The organism is Phyllobacterium zundukense, assembly GCF_025452195.1.
GTDB classification, from domain to species: Bacteria; Pseudomonadota; Alphaproteobacteria; order Rhizobiales; family Rhizobiaceae; genus Phyllobacterium; species Phyllobacterium zundukense_A.
The window spans coordinates 47,248-64,995 of the sequence record NZ_CP104971.1 but is presented as its reverse complement, the minus strand read 5'-3'; the positions used below and the strand labels follow the sequence as shown (position 1 = coordinate 64,995).

Genomic DNA, 17,748 nt, shown 5'->3' with positions numbered 1-17,748 from the left:
GGTTGGCCTGCTGATTTGGATGCCGTAGCAATCGCCATGTCCCGCGCACGCAAAAACACCTTCTCCATCTGCCAATGTTCATTGCGATAACGGGGATCCGCGCCCCACTCATCCCACCGTGATAACGACGTATTCACCTGGTAATCCTGAGGCGAGGATCGATTCCTTGTCGACCGGATCGGCCCGGCCGCTGTCGGGTCTAAGTGTAGATTGCGTAAAGTTCACACATAAAACATGCCTGGTATTCGTTCTGTCGCGCAATAAACGGAACGCTGTCATGCCAATTCCACGCACGTTGGTCGGACATATTTCGACGCAGACATTGCGCCCTGAACACCGCTCTTCGATGACGAGTTCTATCATGATTCCAGACGGAACATTTGCAACGGACTCATACCAAGCCCCGGACGACATGCCATTCGTGGATCCAGCGGCCGCTGTAATCCGCGATCTGTTCGTGTTCAAGGAGCCCTGGTAAAACCATCACCCAGCCAACCGTGCCATCGGGCCGGCCGGCATCACGGATCAGGACGTTGATTTCGTTGTGGGCCTTGATCGCTGCGATGGTTTTATCCACATCGCGGCCCCAATACACAGGGTCGTTCACGTCTTCGCTATAGACAATGATTGTGTAATCTTTCACGGCGTCCGTGATCATCGCTCGCAGAATTCTCATTGTTCGGCTCTGTTGCTGGCTTCCGGATAGAATTTGAATCTTGCATGTCGTCATCTGTGCGGCCAGCTGCGACGATGGAAGTGGCGCTCGCGACGAAACTTGCAACCACCATCACCGCTCCTGCATGGCTTGCGACGAAATCTCCGCAAGCGGCGAAAACAGATATTCCAGGATCCGCCGTTTACCGGTTTTAACCTCGACGGTCACAGACATGCCCGGCGACAAGAGCATTTCCCTGCCGTCGACCTCGATGCTGGTGATGTCAGGTTTGACCGTCACCGGGAACACAAGGTTTTGCATGCGCTGAACGTTGCCGGTGGGAATGATGCTTTGCAGTTCTTTCGCCGCTGCGCCCTCGAGCTGCTGGGCGTCGGGCTCGGGAATGGCATCCGTTGCCACGCGTGTGACGCGGCCTTCGATGGTGCCGTAGCGGGTAAAAGGAAAGGCCTCGATCTTGATGACGGCGGGCTGGCCGGCGGCGACGAAACCAATCTCGCGGTTGGGAAGATAGGCTTCGATCTCGAGAGTGCCATTGCTGGGAACGATGCGCATCAATTCGCTCCCCGCTGTTGCTACCTGGCCGACGGTGGTAATGGCCGACGCCTGCACCGTTCCGTCGATCGGGCTCCTGATCGTCATCGACTGACGCCGTTTGTTTGCCTTGATCAGTTGCTGTTCAAGCTCGTCGACACGGCGTGCCGCGTCAGATTGTTTTTGGACATTGTCCGCGACAAAGCCGTCAACGAGCTTTGCTGCCTCGCTTGCTGCAACGTTGAGGGCAGCACGGGCGGCCGCCAGCTGGCCGTTCTGTGTTACGAGGTTGGCTTGTGCTTCCTGCTGTGATTGCAGCGCATCGATGACCTGCGCCCGCGATCCGGCGGCAGTCGGGATCAATTCCGTGCGCATGGCAACGCGTTCGGCGAGGGTCACAACCAAAGCTTTTTGTGCGGTTATTGTTTCAGTCAGCGCATCGATCTCGGTCTGCCGCTGCCGGCGCTGCGCAGCGAGATTGTCCAGCGATGAACGCAACTGAGCAATATCCGCTCTATAAATGAGCTGTTCGCGGCGGCGAATAACATCGGAAACATTTTCGGGAAAGACCAACTTTCCCTCGGTCACCACACGCGAAGTCCTGCTGTCGTCTTGTTTCCACCCGGCAACTGTCGACAGAACCGCTTCTCTTCGTGACACTTCCGCCTGAAATGCGGCAAGGCTGGCGACAAGCGCGGTTTGCTCTGTCTCGATTTCGGTATCGTCGAGATCGACGAGAACATCTCCTGCCTTCACCTCCATTCCGTTGGAAACGGGTACAGATCTTGTCTTGCCCATCTCGATCGATTGAATGACCTTGACCCGTCCCGTCGGTTGCACCTTACCCTGCGCAGTTGAGACGATGTCGAATGTCCCAAGGTAGCTCCAAAGCAGTGCACCCGTGGCGAGAATGCAGATGAACCAGATGAAAGCGGTGCGGATTGGCGACGCCGGCGTCTCCAGAATTTCGAGGGCTGCCGGGAGAAATTCATTGTCGGCGCGCTGGCGTTTTGCCGCCCCCTTGAGTGCCTTGGCCTTGATGGCCGCCACCGTTGCCGTACTCATATCCCCGCGCTCCCGTTCTGCAGGTGCCAGAGGTGGGCATAAAGGCCGTCACGCCGCGTCAAGAGGTGTTCATGCGTTCCCTCTTCGACGATCCGCCCCTCTTTCATCCCGATGATCCGATGACAGTGACGGACCGTGGCAAGGCGATGGGCAATGATGATAACCGTTCGCCCCCGCACGATCTCTCGCATGTTTTGGAGGATGATGCGCTCGCTCTCGTAATCGAGCGCACTGGTGGCCTCGTCGAGGATAAGGATAGGCGGATTGGTGGCAAGCGCGCGGGCGATGGCCAGCCGCTGGCGCTGTCCGCCAGACAGATTGGCACCGCGTTCTTCAATTAAGGTGTCGTAGCCGCGCGGAAGCTTGCAGATGAATTCATCCGCCCCGGAGAGTTTCGCCATCCGGATCGCGGCTTCACGTGACATCGCAGGGTTGGCCAGAACGATATTGTCGTGGATCGTCCGGTTGAACAGCATGTTCTCCTGGAGGACCACACCGATGCTGGCTCTCAGCCACGCGGGATCGACCTGGGCGATGTCCTGCCCGTCAATGAACACCTGGCCATTATTCGGAATATAGAAACGTTGGACCAGCTTGGTCAGGGTGGATTTTCCCGATCCCGATGGTCCGACAATGCCAATGACCTCGCCGGGTCTGACGCCGAGCGTGATATCCTTCAGGACATCCTGGCCCTCCGGGGCATAGCGAAAATTGACCGACTTGAATTCGATCGCCCCTTTCGGTGCGGGAAGGCTGACGGCAATGGCGGGTCGCGGCTCCTGTGGCGCGTTGAGAATATCGGCAAGCCGCGAAACAGAAACCTGCACCTGCTGGAAATCCTGCCAAAGCTGCGACAGCCGCAATATGGGCTGGGCCACCTGCCCCGCGATCATGTTGAAGGCGACCAGTGCCCCAACGGTCAGTTCGCCGTTGATGACAGCCTGCGCGCCGAACAGCAGCAGCGCAGCGCTCGTGACCTTGCTGACATATTGAATGGCATTCTGCCCCTTCGCTGCAAGCATGGTTGCGGCGAAGGAGGATTGGACATAGGCAGCCAGCCGCTCTTCCCACTGGGCGGCGACAATGGGTTCGACCGCTGAGGCTTTCAAAGTCTGCACACCAACGACCGTCTCCACCAACAATTGCTGGCTATAGGCGCCACGATCGAATTTCTCGTCGATCCGCACTTTGAGGAACGGGCGGATGAGGAAACCGATGGCGAGGTAGAAGGGAACGGAGGCGACAACGATCCAGGCGAGCTTCGTCGAATAGCAGAACAGCACGAAGATAAAGACGATGGTGAAAATGAAATCGAGCCCGGAAAACAGCCCCTGCCCCGTCAGGAAATTGCGGATGGTCTCAAGCTCACGCACGCGCGCCACGGTCTGCCCGGCTGCCCGGGTTTCAAAGTAGCTGAGCGGTAAATTGAGAAGATGGCGAAACAGCCGCCGGCCGAGTTCGACATCGATACGGTTGGTGGTGTGCGACAGCGCATAGGTTCGCAAGTACTGCAGGAAGACATCGAACAGCCCGACTGTTGCGAGACCGACGACCAGGACGATCAGGGTCGAGTAGCTGCGATGCGCCAGGACCTTGTCGACAACGACCTGGAAAAACAAGGGCGTCACCAGCGCGAACAATTGCACAAACAGCGATGCGAGAAGCACATGTCCCAATGAGCGGCGATAACGCCAGATCGACGGCAGAAACCAACTGAAGCCGAAATTCTCCCGCGAGACTCCTGGCCCTGAAAACCGCCGCTGCACCAGAATGAATTTGCCAGCGGTTTGCGATAAAAGCTCTGAGGCAGTAACGTCGCGCGACTTGAAGTTCACCGGATCGACGAGACGGAAGGCTTCTTCGCCCGCAGCCCCGCCGAAAATGGCGAACGATCCGTCGGCAAGGCAGGCGATGGCTGGCGTTGGCAGCGTTTTCAGGCGCTGTTCGCCTCGAACATCAACGATGCGGGATTTTAGGCCAATGGAGCTGGCCGCGCGCAAAATATCCTCACGTCCGGCACTCCCTTTCAGGGCGAATTCGCGGGCAAGGGTCTCAGCGCGCGCCGAAATGCGGTAGTATCCGGCAATCGCCGTCAACGCGATCAAACCGGTGTCCGGCACCTCTGCGCCGGACGCACCACTCGATACGGAGGAATCGATTTCCTCCGGTGCAATGCTGTCCATTGAAGATATCCACGCCCCCGCGGCTCAGTTTAACGCCCAATTACTACCCAAGTCAGCTTAAGCACTTCAGCCACCCGATTTGCAAGAAAATATGATGTAAACAGCAAGATGTGAGCGTTTATTTCTCGGACTCTATTCTTTGGCGGCAAGACTGCGGCCAAATCATTGAAACAAAGCCGAGAAGATTGCCCGGGCCAATTGCAAAGGAGCGTTAATGCGCATGCACCGCACACACATTTCTCACCACGGATTGGGTCAATTCGTTTTCAACTCGATGCAGTTGTATGCCTTGTCCCGCGGGTCACAAATATGCGCGGACATCAAATCAACTGCGCCGTAACAAGTTTGAATTTCGTCATGTCCGTATAAAACAAAATGGAAATGTCCGATGCCGGCGTCGCAAGCATGCGATCAACGATGGCAGGTCGGTCCCCATCCCCTTAAAATAGGCATTGAGCTTGCGCCGGTATGCCATGCTTATTTCCGTTGTCGTTAGATTTCCGAGGAACTTGGTCGTGGTGATCGTCCTTTCCAGCATTCTCTTGCCGCGGCGCACGACGTATCGTTCGCGAACGCTCACCTTTTTCTCGCTATAGGTTCTGGTGATCTGATGAACGCCGATCTGGGACGCGTTCCCCACGAAACGATGCACCCCGCCAGCAAGGATGAACGGGCACGCGGAATAGCAATAGGCATTGCTTGGGGACGGAAAGCCAGCCGTTGAGCCATCAGCATATTTCGAGGCCCCGCATTTCGTTTGTGCAACGGTGCAGGCATCAAAACCGGTCTTGCCGACCGTAACATCCAAGCCTTTTTTGCGGATCATCCGACCTATTTCCATAGCTGCGGCGACGTCTCCGCCGGGAGATTCGAGCACGACAGGCAACCGTTTTTTGCCCAACCTCTTCAAAAGCCGACTGAGTTCACGCGGCGAGGCGGCGGTGAAGCGTCGCGTGCAAAATACCAGCTGCATAGGTGGTGTTCCGAGGTTTCGAGTTGGGAGCACCGGAGAGAAGACGGTCGAATTCAGCAGAATGTGATGACCGGAGACGACGCCACATCGCGTCGTCGTCTCCATGTCGAGCCGATCGGGCTATGCGGCATTGTTGGCTGAAACCGATGAGCGGAATGCGAGCGTCGCATCGCCAACCAGTCTTGTCGTTCCATCTGTCATCTCGTAGGAGCTCGTGCCGGTAATAGCCGACCCATCTGCAAACTGCGCGGCTCCCTGCGACGATGGCAGTAGGTTGACCAACCTTATGCCCGCCTCCGACATGGTCCTGAGCTCGCCCTGATCGGTGACGCCATCCTGGTTGATATCCTGCCAGACACGGAACTCGTTCCAGCGGGCATCCTGTGAATCCAAAGCGTTGTCGTGGTTGGTGTCAAAGGCAAGCCTCAGACCTTCGAGATCCGTCACAGAACCCCGTTCGGCAATCTCTTCATCTGTCGGCCAAAGCGAAAATGCCAGTTCCCGGGCTTGATCGATCAGACCGTCTGGTCCGGCTTGACCACCCGTACCAAGATCGATCGCGAGGAATCCGTCTTGTGGACCGACCCAAGCCGTTCCGTCCTTGACGTCATCAGCATCCCAGTTGAACAGCGGACTGGTGTTGTTGGCAAACTCGGCAGGGTCAAACGGACGAAGATCGATATGAGCATCGCCGTTCAGGTCCAGCAACACAGGATGGTTTCCACCCTCCCACGGACCACGACTGGAGACATTGCCTTGCCGATCGTACCTGATCCATTCTTTGACACTGCCGTTACTGTTATAGGTCGTTTCCCGCCGCGTGCCATCATCGTAGTACTCGACCGAAAATGTCCGCGTTCCGGCGCTGTTGTAAACGTTGTCGACGCGCGACCATGCCTGGCTGTTGTAAGGGTCCCAGCTAATGGTCGACCTTTCTCCGTTATCGTAAAAGTAGGTATCGTTGGTGCGCTGGCCATTGCCATCATAGTGGATGCCCCACCAACTGAACGACGAGGTGTTATAGGCATCGTAGCCGTTTTCGTCGCGCCCGCCGGCGTCGTAGAACACGGTCTGATTGGTCAGCCGGCCATTGGGATCGTAGTGCGTGCCCCACCAGCTATAGGCCGAAGTGTTATAGGCATCCCAGCCGTTGGCATCGCGGCCGCCATCGTCATAAAACACGTCCTGGTTGACCAGTCGGCCATTGCCGTCATAGTGCGTACCCCACCAGCTGATGCTGGAGGTATTGTTGATGTCCCAGCCATTGTCGTCGCGCCGTCCATCGTCATAGAAGATGGTCGCGGCTTCCTGGCGGCCATAGACATCGTAGTGCACCGCCCACCAGCTGCGGTCCGAGGTATTGTTGACATCCCAGCCGTAATGGTCCTGGCTGCCATTGTCATTGGCATTGTACTGCACCGTCAGACGGCCATAGACGTCGAACACCTGCGTTACCGTCCAATAAGTCTGCGCGCCGGCCTGGTCGTATGTATAGGCAACCTTGGTCCCGTCATCGTTGCTGTTGAGCTGGTAGGTCACGCGTCCAGCCCAATCGAACTGCTGCTCGTATTTGGCCCAGGGATTGGCATTGCTAAAATCATAGCCGGTATGCGCCGTCAGCTGACCGGCGGTGTTGAAGAAATTGACACTAATCTGTTGGCCGGTCGCTGCATCGAAGCTGATGTTGATGCGAGAGCCGTCATCGCCGAACTGGTTTTCGCCAATCTTGCGGCCCAACGCATCGAACGCCTGCTCGACCCGCGACCACCCCTGCGCATTGAGCGGATCGTAGAGCGTGGCCGAGGTCAACACCCCGGCCTTGCTTAGCTGACTGACCGATAGGGTCTGGCCACCCGTCGCATTGAAGGTCAGCGCCGTCATCGAGCCGTCGGCATTGACGATGAGCTCCGCGGTCTTGCGCCCGAGCGCATCGCGGGTGAGGCGGTGCTCGAGTTTGCCAGTGGCGCTGAACCGTTCAGTGACGGTCTCCTTGAGCGTGCCATTGCCGTTGCGCTCGACTACGGTCAAAAGCAGCGAGCCGTCGTTGTGCATCACCGATGTCTGCGTCTGGTCAAAGTCACCATCATTGTCGACATCCTTGTTGAGGATGGTGGTGCGCCCGTCGCTGCTGACGGTAAGCGTGCCGCTCGCCTTGATCGAGCCGTTGGCATTCTTTTCGGTGATCGTTGCCACGCTCGACCCGTCAATCTGGCGCCTGGCAACGATGACGGTTTCGAAGGTGCCATTGCCATCATAGTCGTTAAGCACTGTCCTGGTCAGGCCGTCGGCCGACTGTGTGGTGCGGGTCTCGGCGGCAATGGCCTTCAACCAATGGGCCTGACCACCGGCCAGATACTCGGCCTTGCGCGCCTCGGCGTTGCTGACCACTGTCGAGGTCATCGCCCCGGCACTGTCAACACTCAGCGTTTCGGTGCGATCGACGCTGCCGTCGCCGTTGACATCCGTCGTAGATATCCGCTTCGTGCCAAAGGCATCAGAGATTTCGGTGACACTGGTCGTCGCTACCAGCTTGCCGGTTGCGTCGAAGTCGCTGGATTGACTGTCAACTCGCCCAGTCGCTGCGCGGCATGAGTCGGGTGGTGCGGCGCCGGTCGATGCTGCCATTGCCGTCGAGGTCCCACTCGGTCGTTGACGTGCGGCCATCGGCGGAGGTCGCAACGAAGGTCCGGCTGGCGACGCTGCCGTCGCCACGATAGGCGGTGATCGTCGTCTTTGTCGAACCGTCGATCGCCTGCAAACGCTCTTCGCGCTGGTCGATACTGCCGTTGCCGTCGCTGTCCCGGGCAATGCTGATGCGGCGTCCATCAGCCGAGGTCGCCGTCACGGTGTTTTCGGTCAGGGCCCCTGCACTATCATGGATCGACGCGGTGACCACGCTGGAGCCGTCGGCAAGACCATCGCGCACTTCAGTCAGCGCGCGGGCGCCAAGCCCCACACGTTCTTCGTGGATCGTTGTCGTGCGTCCGTCGGCGCTGGTGGTCATTACTGACCTGGCGATCTGACTGCCATCGGCCTTGCGGCTGGTGACGGTACGGGTCCATGTACCGTCGGCATTCAGCGTCGCGACATCGCTGCTGGTTTCATCATCGCTGCCAATGCCGTCCATGTCCCAGCGTGTCGTTACGCTAAGACCATCGGCGCTGGTTTCGATCTGTTGCTTGTTGACAAGCACGCCATTTTCACTGCGGCTGACGATCCGCGTGCGCGAACCGTCCAGGTTGAGGCTGGTTGCGTCGGTGGTCACAATGAACGTGCCATTGCCGCTGCGCTCGCTCACGACCGACAGGCCGTCCGCCGAGCTGGTGGTCACCGTGGTTGTCTTGAGGGTGTCTACGCTTCCTGCCCCCGCCTCGTACTCACTGACGGTCACGCTGCGGCTGCCGTCACTAAGAATAGTCATTTGCCGCACGGTCCGCGTTTCCGTCGTACCGTTGCGATGCACCACGGTTTCCCGAAGGCCATCGGCGCTGAGCGTGATTTGCCTGGTAGCGGTCACTGTCACACCATCGGCGGCATAATCGATCAGCGTCGTCATCTTGCTGCCGTCGGCATGCGCGACTTCCACGAACCGCTGGTCGAGCCCGCCATTGCCGTCAACATCGCTCAGAACCGTCGTTGTCTCGCCATTGCCGCTGACGATGGTCGTTACCTTGCCGGAAAGCAGACCATCGGCTTTATGCGTTTCGCGTACCGTCGTCCGACCGCCATCGGCATCGAGCGTCGTTGTCTCGTTGGCCGAACCGAGCAGCACCCCGCTGGCATCACGCCAGGTCGTGGCAGTGGTCAGGCCATTGGCGCTGATCGTAAGTGTCGTCGTGCCGCCCGGCGTGCCGTCACTCGCCGTCTCGATGATGGTGCGGGTGCGGCTGCCATCCGGGTTCAGCGTCGTGATATCGCTCGTGCTGCGATCGATTGTGCCGTTGCCGTCGACATCGGTGCTCGTCGTCACCGACAGGCCATCGGCCGAGGTGATGACTGTGCTCGCGCTGACAAGGGCACCAGAGGCAGCAAAGGTCTGCCGCATATCGGTGGTCGAGCCATCGGCATTGACATGAACCGTGCGGCTTCGATCGATGCTGCCATTGCCGTCTTGATCCTCCTCAACCACAACATGGTTGCGGTCAGCACTCTGGTGGGTCTGCGAACGTGCCAGCAGCACGCCATTGGCGCTGCGGGTCTCGCTGGTCTCGCTCACCGAGCCATCAGCATTGAGGCTTTTGGTTAGAGCAACCGTCCGGTCAACCGTGCCATTGCCGTCAGCATCGATCGCGGCGCTGACGACAAGACCATTGCCGCTCACCGTGGTGATGGTCGTACCGACCAGGCTGGTGCCATTGTAAGTCGCAACAGTGACCGTGCGTGAGCCATCGGCATTGAGCGAAGTCGTCTCGTTGACCCGTTTGTCGATGACCCCATCGCCATTCAAATCGGTGACGACGGTTTTGGTCAGGCCATTGCCGCTGACGGTCGTTGTCGTCTGGCTGGTCACATGGCCATCCCCGGCGGCTTCAGTCACCGTCTCGGTCAGGCTGCCGTCGGCATGTAAAGTCTTGCTGCGGGTGGTCGTCGCATCGACCACGCCGTCGCCATTGACGTCATTGGCCTCTGTCACCGTCAGGCCGTCGGCACTGATCGTGATGACACTGCGGGCCACAACCTGACCCGCAGTGTCGCTGCGGCTCTCGCTGATCGTCACCGCGCCGTCGGCTTGGATGGTCTCGACCCGTGTTGCGTCGACGATGCCGTCGCCGTCGCTGTCGACCGAAGTCGTCGTCGTCTTGCGGTCGGCGCTGGTGACAATGACCGTGCGACTCAAAAGCGTGCCACTGCCGCTCGTCGTCGCCGTCGTTTGCTGGCGGCTGCCATCGGCATTGAGGGTAATGGCCGTGGCGATGGCGCGGTCGATGCTGCCATTGCCGTCAAGATCGGCGGCAAGCGTCTCGCTCAGGCTATCGGCCGATGTTGTGGTCACCGTCTGGCCGAACAGCGAACCATCGCCACTCCTGAGTGTGATCGTGCGCGTGCGGCTACCATCGGCATTGTCGACGGTCGCGTCGGTTTCGATGCGGTCGATCGTGCTGTTGCCGTCAAGATCCGACTGGGTGATTGTCGAAAGACCGTCACTCGCGGTCACCGCCACCGACTGATAAAGCAGCGTCCCATCCGGATTAAAGTGCTTTTCCGTCCGTGTGGTCGAACCGTCCGCATTGATCACCGTCGTGACAGTGCTGTCGATGGCGCCGTCGCCATTGCCATCGGTTTCGACAATGATCGTCTTGCCATCACCGCTCGCCGTCGTCACCGCACGTGACAATAATGTGCCATCGCCGCTGGTCGTCTGTTCGCTGCTGACGCGGTTGCCAGTGCCATCAATGGCGGTCGCGCGCCGCACGCGGCGATCGATCGTACCGTTGCCGTCCAGATCCATCTCGACCGTCTCGATCAGGCCATCGGCGCTCTTGGCTGTCGCAACCGTGCCGCGCAGCGAACCGTCGCCATTGCGGCTCGTTACCGTCGTGGTCACCGTGCCGCTGGCATCGACCGCGACGGCGATGGTTTCGATCTCGTCGAAGACACCGCTGCCGCTGCGGTCATAGCGTACGGTGCGCGTCCGGCTGTCGGCGCTCGTCTCCATCACGCTGCGCGCGAGCAGCGTTCCGTCGCCACCACGCTGCTCCAGGGTGCGCGTCCGGGTCCCGTCCGCATGGATTTGCGTTACGTCTGTGGTGACTGACTCAAAACCGCCGTCACCATTCACATCACTGCGGATGGTCTTCGTGAGGCCATCGGCGCTACCGCTGGTCTCGACTTGTTTGCTGACCGATCCGTCGAGGCTGAACGCCGTCGTTGTGGTCGTCGTCGACCCGTCGGCATGCCTGACGAACACCTCGCGCTGGTCGGCAACCCCGTCGCCATCCTGGTCGAGCGTCGTCGTGACCGTCTTGCCATCGGCGCTGGTCACGATCACCGTGCGATTCAGCAGTGAACCGTCGGCGTTGAAATTGCTGATCGTCCGGCTGCGGCTGCCGTCGCCGGAAACGACCAGCGTATCGGACTGTGAGCGGTCGAACGTACCATTGCCGTCATCGTCATAGCGGGTCAGCTTGCCATCGACAGCCGTTGTGATCTCTTCGCGGAACGCCAGGCTGCCGTCGCGGTTGTGGCCAAGAACGGTTTCGGTCGTCGAACCGTCCGGGTTATCGACGCTCACGCGCTCGATGCGATAACCATTGGCGTCGATCGCCAGTTCTGCATCACCAACCGCACCCGTCGTGCCGTCGGTACGGGTGAACTCCGTCGTGCCGGTGATCGCCGAGCCGTCGGTAAAATTCTGACCACTGCCCTTTGGCGTCAGATCGATCGAGGCAATGCCAAGCGCGTCAAGCGTGCGCAGCTCGCCATCGACCAATACCCGGAACTCGCCCCAGCGCGCATCGCCGGCATCGAGCTTGCCATTGCCATTCGTGTCAAACACATTGCGGATCGCTTCGAGATCACCCGTTGCCGTTTTATCCCATTCGGTAAACACGAACTCGCTCGAGCGGCTGATCTTGCCGTCGCCATCGGCGTCCAATACCAGCATACCGGTCCCCGCCCCCGCCGCAGCCATCCGGTGCAGATAGCCATCACCGTTCACATCGACGAACTGCGACGACGCGGTCAGCGGATCGACGTTGAAACCGTTGCCGGAGAGATCGAGCAGGACGGGGTATATGTCCGCTTTGAGGCTACCCCCAGAACCCTTGCCGACACCATCATTTGAATTCGTAACGCTATTGCCGTTGCTGCCATTGCGGGCGGCTTGTCCCGCTGCCCCCTTGGAGCCGCCAGCTTTTGCCGGACTGCCGCCAGCGACACTACCTCCCACTTTCCCGCCGGCAGCGGGGCCCCGGCCGAAACTACTGCTACCTCCGCCAGAACCTCCTACGTTGTCGTTGCCCTGATTACTGCGCCCGCTGCCACCGTCATAGCCTCCGCTGCCGCGGCCCGATCCGGAACCAGCGGGACCTAAACCAAAGGGATTTTGCAACGGCGGTAACGGCGTGGGCATGACCAGACCGGACGGAGGTACCGGAGAATAGGAAGTCGGCGACGGGCCGATCGAACCAGAAATGGGTGAAGCTACTGTGCCGGGCGCAAGTGTGGGGATAGGCCCATCATAGCCGGTATTCGGCCCGGTATAGCCGCTGTATTCATGACCAAGAGGATCGAACGATGAAGCCTTTCCATATGGGTTGTTTGCTAGCGACGGATGATCAGTCTTGGGGTCAAAGGTCTGATGCTCCCATGAGGGGTTAAGTCTTAGATCATTCAGCTCCGTGCCCGCACTCGTGAGGCGGTCAACAAAGTCCTGCACTTCGGTTTCGCCGACAAAGGCCCCTACGCCTCCACCAGCCACGGCACCCACAAACCCGCCAAAAGGACCAAAGGCACCGCCCAAAACCCCACCGGCCCAGCCGCCGGCATACCCGCCTGCAATGGCACCGCCAATGCCTGCAGTCTCCGCGGCCATGTCAGCAGCGGTACCATGTCGTGCGGCGTCGACGGCATCAACCAGCCCGATGGCGGTTGTGGTCAAGAGATTGGCGCGTACTCCAACCCGAACAGCTGGCTTGAAGTCGCGGTTGAACTCGCTTATCAATCCACTTGTCGCGTTAAGAATACCCGTGATCGCCACCGACGCTGACGTCGGAATACCATATGATTCTTTTGGGGATGCGCTGGCATTGGTTCTATCGGTCATTTTCAATCTTTCCTCTAAAGCGCGCGAATTTGATCAGCGCAACAGTCACAATGACAATCCCAATCCACAAACCTAGGAACAACCCTGATGTAGTCAGAATGGCCCATTCGGTGGAGAACAACCTTTTCCAAAACGATAGTCGCCGCCCCGTAGTAGGTACAAAGTCCACATAAAAAAGAAGGACAACAAGCCCATTCAAGATTATGAAGATCCATACGGATATTCTTATCTGCTCCCGCGTCAGCATCCGCATTTGCGATTTCGGGGCAAGTGCAACAACAAACAGAAATGCGATCATAGCTGCCGCCACGACAAACAGGTTCAGCCCATATGAAAGCGCGTAGCGAATCCCCAGGGTCGGCTTCACCGACTCAAAATATTGGTAATTTGCCCTTGTATTCTCAAACCACCCAGCCCACTGGATCGCAACCGTTTGCAACACCGGATTCCGAACCACATCATCACTCACCAAACAAAGAACAATCATCGGCAACAATACCAGCGTAATTGCGATTCCTGAGAGGAGCTTAAAGGACGCGTAAAAACGCATGCCGTCCTCAGGCTTGATGAGATGGTGTAATTTCACATAGCTGGGATCGTTAAGGTTTCTAAAGGTTTTCCACATGCGCCCCCCAACACTTAATTTTCAACGATAGTGACGTTACTGTTGCGGAACATTGATCCTTGACAAGAACTGCGTAAGCTACGTCCGGCTTTTCTGTGCGTCATAAATCCCCCTCCATGCTGAACAGGTAGCTAAATACGCGCATTTTTCATACTCTTGATACTTTGAAGACTCTATCTTCTGGTAAGAGGCAATATTCGGTGGCCACGACAACAGGAAATTAATTATTTCTCGTTAGACTACAGGTGTATTCTGGGTATGCTTGAAAGATAAACCAGAAAAATAATCCAAATACCGGGAACAGCAAAAATAACTTCAAAGTCAACGAAGCACGCTCCTGCTCCTTCGGCGTTCGAATATTTTCATTATTCATTTAAGCGACCAACCTGCACGGTCCAAGGAAAACGCATTTATCTAACCTTCAATATAACAATAGAAGCACTTGCACAGCGAGTGCAAAACTAAAAAGTTACAGCAAATCCAGCCACCCTTCCATCTCATCCCCGAAAAACACTATTTCAGCTTTCTTCCAATACTTGAGCATAATTTTCAACTAGCCAAGTCACGGCTTTCAGCAAAATAAATTTGGCGATAGGCCGAACTTTTCTGACCCCAGGGTACCTGCTGTGCGATTCCGCTAGTCTCGTTACATTCTGCAGTAAGTAGCTTGGCACAGCGAATACTGTCAATCGTCCTGAGATAATTCTTTCTGATAGGCTTTACAAACACAAAAGCCGAAAAAACTATTCGTTTGAAAATGCCGATAAGAGGCATTTTCAAACGAATTTTGATTGTAGCGCCAATGTCCACAATTTCGCTTATGTTTCCCTCCGTAGGTGGGAAACATTGAGCTTTCGACAGCCACAAGATGACACAGTTCGGAAAACGGTCTTGGGGCCAACATATCCTGCGATTAGATTTGATGTTACATTTTTGCCTTCATTACCCACTTTCGAAGCACGTGACGGGGACCCAATATGACGATCGAAAGTGACACAGGCAGGCAGATTAGCGTCGCGCGAACCCGAAAAAATATGATGCCCATTTGGCGGTGCAACGAGCGCTGAAAGTTGGACAGTTGGAAAGACAGGCCTGTGAAGTCTGCGGTATTGAAGCTGTCGACGCACATCATGACCGATACGAGGAACCGCTGCAAATCCGTTGGCTATGCCGGCGACATCACACTCGCCTGCATCACTATGGGGAAGACATGTTTCCAATTAGATCGAATATTTGACACCGAGAGACTTGGCATGCCTTGAAAGGATATCGATGGGGATCGACCAATTATCATTTCTCCTAGTTCCAATTTGGCCATTATGCGACATTGGAGCACAAATCAGAAACATTTCACTGACGACACAGGTCCGCTTTACGCGATGAGCGATGCAGTCCGCCCTACCGGCTTAGCCGACGAAGTTCCCGAAGCTCTTTAAGCGCGCCATTCATGGCAACTCTTTTGGCGTGAGTGCCGTCGATGCACTATCTTGTCACATTGTTGACTCACCGCCATCATCAGGAACCGCCAGGATGTCGTCAAGATTCAGAAAGGAGGCCTGATATGATCAACAACATAGAGCCGACCCTGGACGAGCTTTTGAGCGAGCCGATAATTCGTTTGGTGATGATGCGTGACGGTATCGATATCGCCGACGTCAGAGCCATGATGGAGCAGGCCAAGTATCGGTTGAACCTCGGTCGCCTTCCGGCGAGCGTGCGTCCAGCGGTGCACAATCCATGCCTCAACACTGTAAACTGAGATAGGTTGTTGTGTTCGACGTTGCTGGTGGCCTATGATTTGATCCGCCCTTCCATTTATCCAGAGATCTCATGAAGCCCGCAAAGTCATTCGTCGTTGAAATCAAGCGCAACGGCCGTCGTCAGGTCGTTCGGGACCAAGAGCCGCTATGGGATCCAAAGCAGATCAGATCAGCAAAGCATGCGGTCGAAGAAGCCCAAGACGCCTCTGAAATCGATCCCAAGCTGACCCAAGGGAAATAGACAGGAATCATCCAAAGACGCCCCACGCTGGCCCATAGCTATCGCATGGGACAGGTGCTGTTGCCCGCAGGATTTCTGGCTGAGTCCTGCTTCAGAGCACGCTCAACTGATCAGCTGATGTCTTGCCTGAACTCTTGTCCGCACGAGCTCGTAACTAATCTTCTGACCATCATTGAGGCTGCGCAATCCCGCGCGCTCAACCGCAGAGATATGGACAAACACGTCTGTGCCGCCGTCGTCAGGCTGGATAAAGCCAAAGCCTTTTGTCGAATTGAACCACTTAACGGTGCCGTTGGCCATGTGACTGTCGCAATACCAGGCAACACATCGATAGCGCCCACTGTCACAATGACGTCGCTCAATATGGTCGTGATACTCGGCATCGAACGTTTGTTCAAATTCGCATGCCATTGATAACTGTTCCTTTGAAAATGCCGATAATACGCGAGATCTGGAGCGTTTTAGATTGTAGCGTCAATGTCTACAATCGCTATTAAAACCCTGTTGGGTAGGGCCCACTCGGGTCGCCTTGAAAGAAGATAAGAACTGTAAACCGCTGGTTGTCCCTTCCGAATAACTACATGACTTGGCAAGAGAGGAAAGAACGACGACTGCTTTGCGCCGACATTTCGGCCGTAACATGCCCTTCGCCATTGCCTGAAAGCCGTCGATCGGCTGAACGCCGGCCCGCCCTTGCCAACTTCTCGATCGTTTCCAAACGTGACGGCACATCGATAGATGCTATAGTCGGACGTTATGGCGGCGTCTGATACAGTACTCTGCCCCGATCTGGAGGCGCTCGGTGGCTGGCTCATGTCTAAGCCCGGTACGGACGAGGTTTGGAAACTTGGCCGATTAGTAGAACCAACGCACAATTGCGATAAGATGTTTCATTCATTTCCGGTTCTTGAGGTCCAATGTCTGAAGTCGATTGGTTAAGCCATCTCCTGCAAATCGTCACTGTAACCGGTCGGCTTGAGGTCCGCTGTGCCTATGGTGCGCCGTGGCGCGTTGCCTGGAGCGAGGCTGCGGCGAACGAAATCCCCTATCACATCATAGTCAAAGGCCGCGCCATTATGGAGGATCCGGAAACGCGAACAGCGCGAGAACTGGTGAGCGGAGATATCGTGCTGCTGCCTCACGGTGCCGCGCATGTGCTGCACGACGGTAGTGGGCAAACACCTAGCCGTACCCGGCAACACCGGGGGACCGCGGGATGGATGTTAAGCGAGAACGATAGCCAGGGCGAACAACTCGATCTGTTGTGTGGTCGATTTGTCATCGCGCCACCCCATGACCGGTTGATTCGCAACTATATGCCCGCAAATCTGGTGACGCGGGCTATGAACGGTCATGAAGGAGATGGAACCGCCTCCGCCTCCAACCAGTTGGCCAGTTTGGTGGGGCTGATGCGAATGGAGTCCGCCGGCGATCGCGCGGGAGGACGCGCGGTACTCAACGCGCTTTCTTCGGCCCTTTTCACCCTGGTATTGCGCGCGGCAAGCGAAGGCGACAGAGCACCCGAAGGCTTGTTGGCTCTGGCCGGCCATCCGCGCCTAGCTCCAGCAATTGCGGCGATGTTCGCCGATCCAGCACGGTCTTGGAAACTGCCTGATTTGGCGGACCTGTGCAGCATGTCGCGCGCTACGTTCATGAGGCACTTTCAAGACAGGCTGGGTTGTTCGGCCCTTGATCTGTTGACTGATCTGCGCATGAGCCTGGCAGCCAACGAGTTGAAAAAACCGACGATCAGCACCGAGGCTGTGGCCGAGACCGTCGGCTATCAATCTGTTTCGGCATTCCGGCGCGTGTTTACTGAGAGAATGGGGATGACGCCTGGGGACTGGCGTAGACAAGCGCATGCCGGCTGGGCGCACGCGGACTAGGATCGACCCATAGAATTGATCCTTTCGAGCATTATATTGAGGC

General features: G+C 57.1%; 11 protein-coding genes and 1 pseudogene. 4 read left to right on the top strand and 8 right to left on the bottom strand.

What is annotated here, in order from left to right; all coding sequences use genetic code 11:
• Window positions 1–391 precede the first annotated feature (391 nt).
• The 7 genes from N8E88_RS04760 to N8E88_RS04730 all read right to left on the bottom strand — a co-directional run bounded on the left by N8E88_RS04760 (window position 392) and on the right by N8E88_RS04730 (window position 13,818).
• Window positions 392–676, bottom strand: a complete 285-nt coding sequence (locus tag N8E88_RS04760) for a hypothetical protein (RefSeq protein ID WP_262291375.1) — start codon at window positions 674–676, stop codon at window positions 392–394.
• 111 nt (window positions 677–787) lie between these two features.
• Window positions 788–2,272: an HlyD family type I secretion periplasmic adaptor subunit gene (locus N8E88_RS04755; protein ID WP_262291374.1), complete on the bottom strand. Its 1,485-nt coding sequence runs from the start codon at window positions 2,270–2,272 to the stop codon at window positions 788–790.
• Complete coding sequence (locus N8E88_RS04750) at window positions 2,269–4,455, bottom strand: type I secretion system permease/ATPase (RefSeq protein ID WP_262291373.1); 2,187 nt, start codon at window positions 4,453–4,455, stop codon at window positions 2,269–2,271. Before N8E88_RS04750 ends, N8E88_RS04755 begins: the two co-directional genes overlap by 4 nt.
• Window positions 4,456–4,810: 355 nt before the next feature.
• On the bottom strand, window positions 4,811–5,428 hold the full coding sequence (locus N8E88_RS04745) for a hypothetical protein (protein WP_262291372.1): 618 nt from the start codon (window positions 5,426–5,428) through the stop codon (window positions 4,811–4,813).
• 120 nt (window positions 5,429–5,548) lie between these two features.
• A complete protein-coding gene (locus tag N8E88_RS04740; protein WP_262291371.1) occupies window positions 5,549–8,053 on the bottom strand; it encodes an SPM autocatalytic domain-containing protein in 2,505 nt (834 codons plus the stop codon).
• Window positions 7,992–13,193 carry a beta strand repeat-containing protein gene (locus N8E88_RS04735; RefSeq protein ID WP_262291370.1) on the bottom strand — a complete coding sequence of 1,734 codons (5,202 nt, stop codon included), beginning with the start codon at window positions 13,191–13,193 and terminating at the stop codon, window positions 7,992–7,994. The genes N8E88_RS04740 and N8E88_RS04735 overlap by 62 nt, the downstream gene beginning before the upstream one ends.
• Entirely contained in the window at window positions 13,183–13,818 is a 636-nt protein-coding gene (locus N8E88_RS04730; RefSeq protein ID WP_262291369.1) for a hypothetical protein, read from the bottom strand. The genes N8E88_RS04735 and N8E88_RS04730 overlap by 11 nt, the downstream gene beginning before the upstream one ends.
• Window positions 13,819–14,833: 1,015 nt before the next feature.
• Here N8E88_RS04730 and N8E88_RS04725 point away from each other — a divergent pair.
• The 3 genes and pseudogenes from N8E88_RS04725 to N8E88_RS04715 form a co-directional block, all read left to right on the top strand.
• Window positions 14,834–15,055: pseudogene (locus tag N8E88_RS04725) on the top strand (hypothetical protein); the annotation flags it as partial.
• A 324-nt stretch (window positions 15,056–15,379) separates the two neighbouring features.
• Window positions 15,380–15,577, top strand: a complete 198-nt coding sequence (locus N8E88_RS04720; protein ID WP_262291368.1) for a hypothetical protein — start codon at window positions 15,380–15,382, stop codon at window positions 15,575–15,577.
• 71 nt (window positions 15,578–15,648) lie between these two features.
• Window positions 15,649–15,819 carry a hypothetical protein gene (locus N8E88_RS04715; protein ID WP_262291367.1) on the top strand — a complete coding sequence of 57 codons (171 nt, stop codon included), beginning with the start codon at window positions 15,649–15,651 and terminating at the stop codon, window positions 15,817–15,819.
• 102 nt (window positions 15,820–15,921) lie between these two features.
• On the opposite strand, the gene N8E88_RS04710 is transcribed toward N8E88_RS04715, so the two are convergent.
• A complete protein-coding gene (locus tag N8E88_RS04710) occupies window positions 15,922–16,119 on the bottom strand; it encodes a cold-shock protein (RefSeq protein ID WP_410010550.1) in 198 nt (65 codons plus the stop codon).
• Window positions 16,120–16,736: 617 nt separating this feature from the next.
• Here N8E88_RS04710 and N8E88_RS04705 point away from each other — a divergent pair.
• Window positions 16,737–17,705, top strand: coding sequence for an AraC family transcriptional regulator (locus N8E88_RS04705; protein ID WP_262291366.1), 969 nt, complete (start codon window positions 16,737–16,739; stop codon window positions 17,703–17,705).
• Window positions 17,706–17,748: the final 43 nt, after the last annotated feature.

Bases quoted from the DNA above. Each gene is read 5' to 3' on its own strand.
- N8E88_RS04715 (WP_262291367.1), top strand. From the start codon at position 15,649: ATGAAGCCCGCAAAGTCATTCGTCGTTGAAATCAAGCGCAACGGCCGT.
- N8E88_RS04705 (WP_262291366.1), top strand. From the start codon at position 16,737: ATGTCTGAAGTCGATTGGTTAAGCCATCTCCTGCAAATCGTCACTGTA.
- N8E88_RS04740 (WP_262291371.1), bottom strand. From the start codon at position 8,053: ATGGCAGCATCGACCGGCGCCGCACCACCCGACTCATGCCGCGCAGCG.
- N8E88_RS04720 (WP_262291368.1), top strand. From the start codon at position 15,380: ATGATCAACAACATAGAGCCGACCCTGGACGAGCTTTTGAGCGAGCCG.
- N8E88_RS04710 (WP_410010550.1), bottom strand. From the start codon at position 16,119: ATGGCCAACGGCACCGTTAAGTGGTTCAATTCGACAAAAGGCTTTGGC.
- N8E88_RS04730 (WP_262291369.1), bottom strand. From the start codon at position 13,818: ATGTGGAAAACCTTTAGAAACCTTAACGATCCCAGCTATGTGAAATTA.
- N8E88_RS04755 (WP_262291374.1), bottom strand. From the start codon at position 2,272: ATGAGTACGGCAACGGTGGCGGCCATCAAGGCCAAGGCACTCAAGGGG.
- N8E88_RS04745 (WP_262291372.1), bottom strand. From the start codon at position 5,428: ATGCAGCTGGTATTTTGCACGCGACGCTTCACCGCCGCCTCGCCGCGT.
- N8E88_RS04750 (WP_262291373.1), bottom strand. From the start codon at position 4,455: ATGGACAGCATTGCACCGGAGGAAATCGATTCCTCCGTATCGAGTGGT.
- N8E88_RS04760 (WP_262291375.1), bottom strand. From the start codon at position 676: ATGAGAATTCTGCGAGCGATGATCACGGACGCCGTGAAAGATTACACA.
- N8E88_RS04735 (WP_262291370.1), bottom strand. From the start codon at position 13,193: ATGACCGATAGAACCAATGCCAGCGCATCCCCAAAAGAATCATATGGT.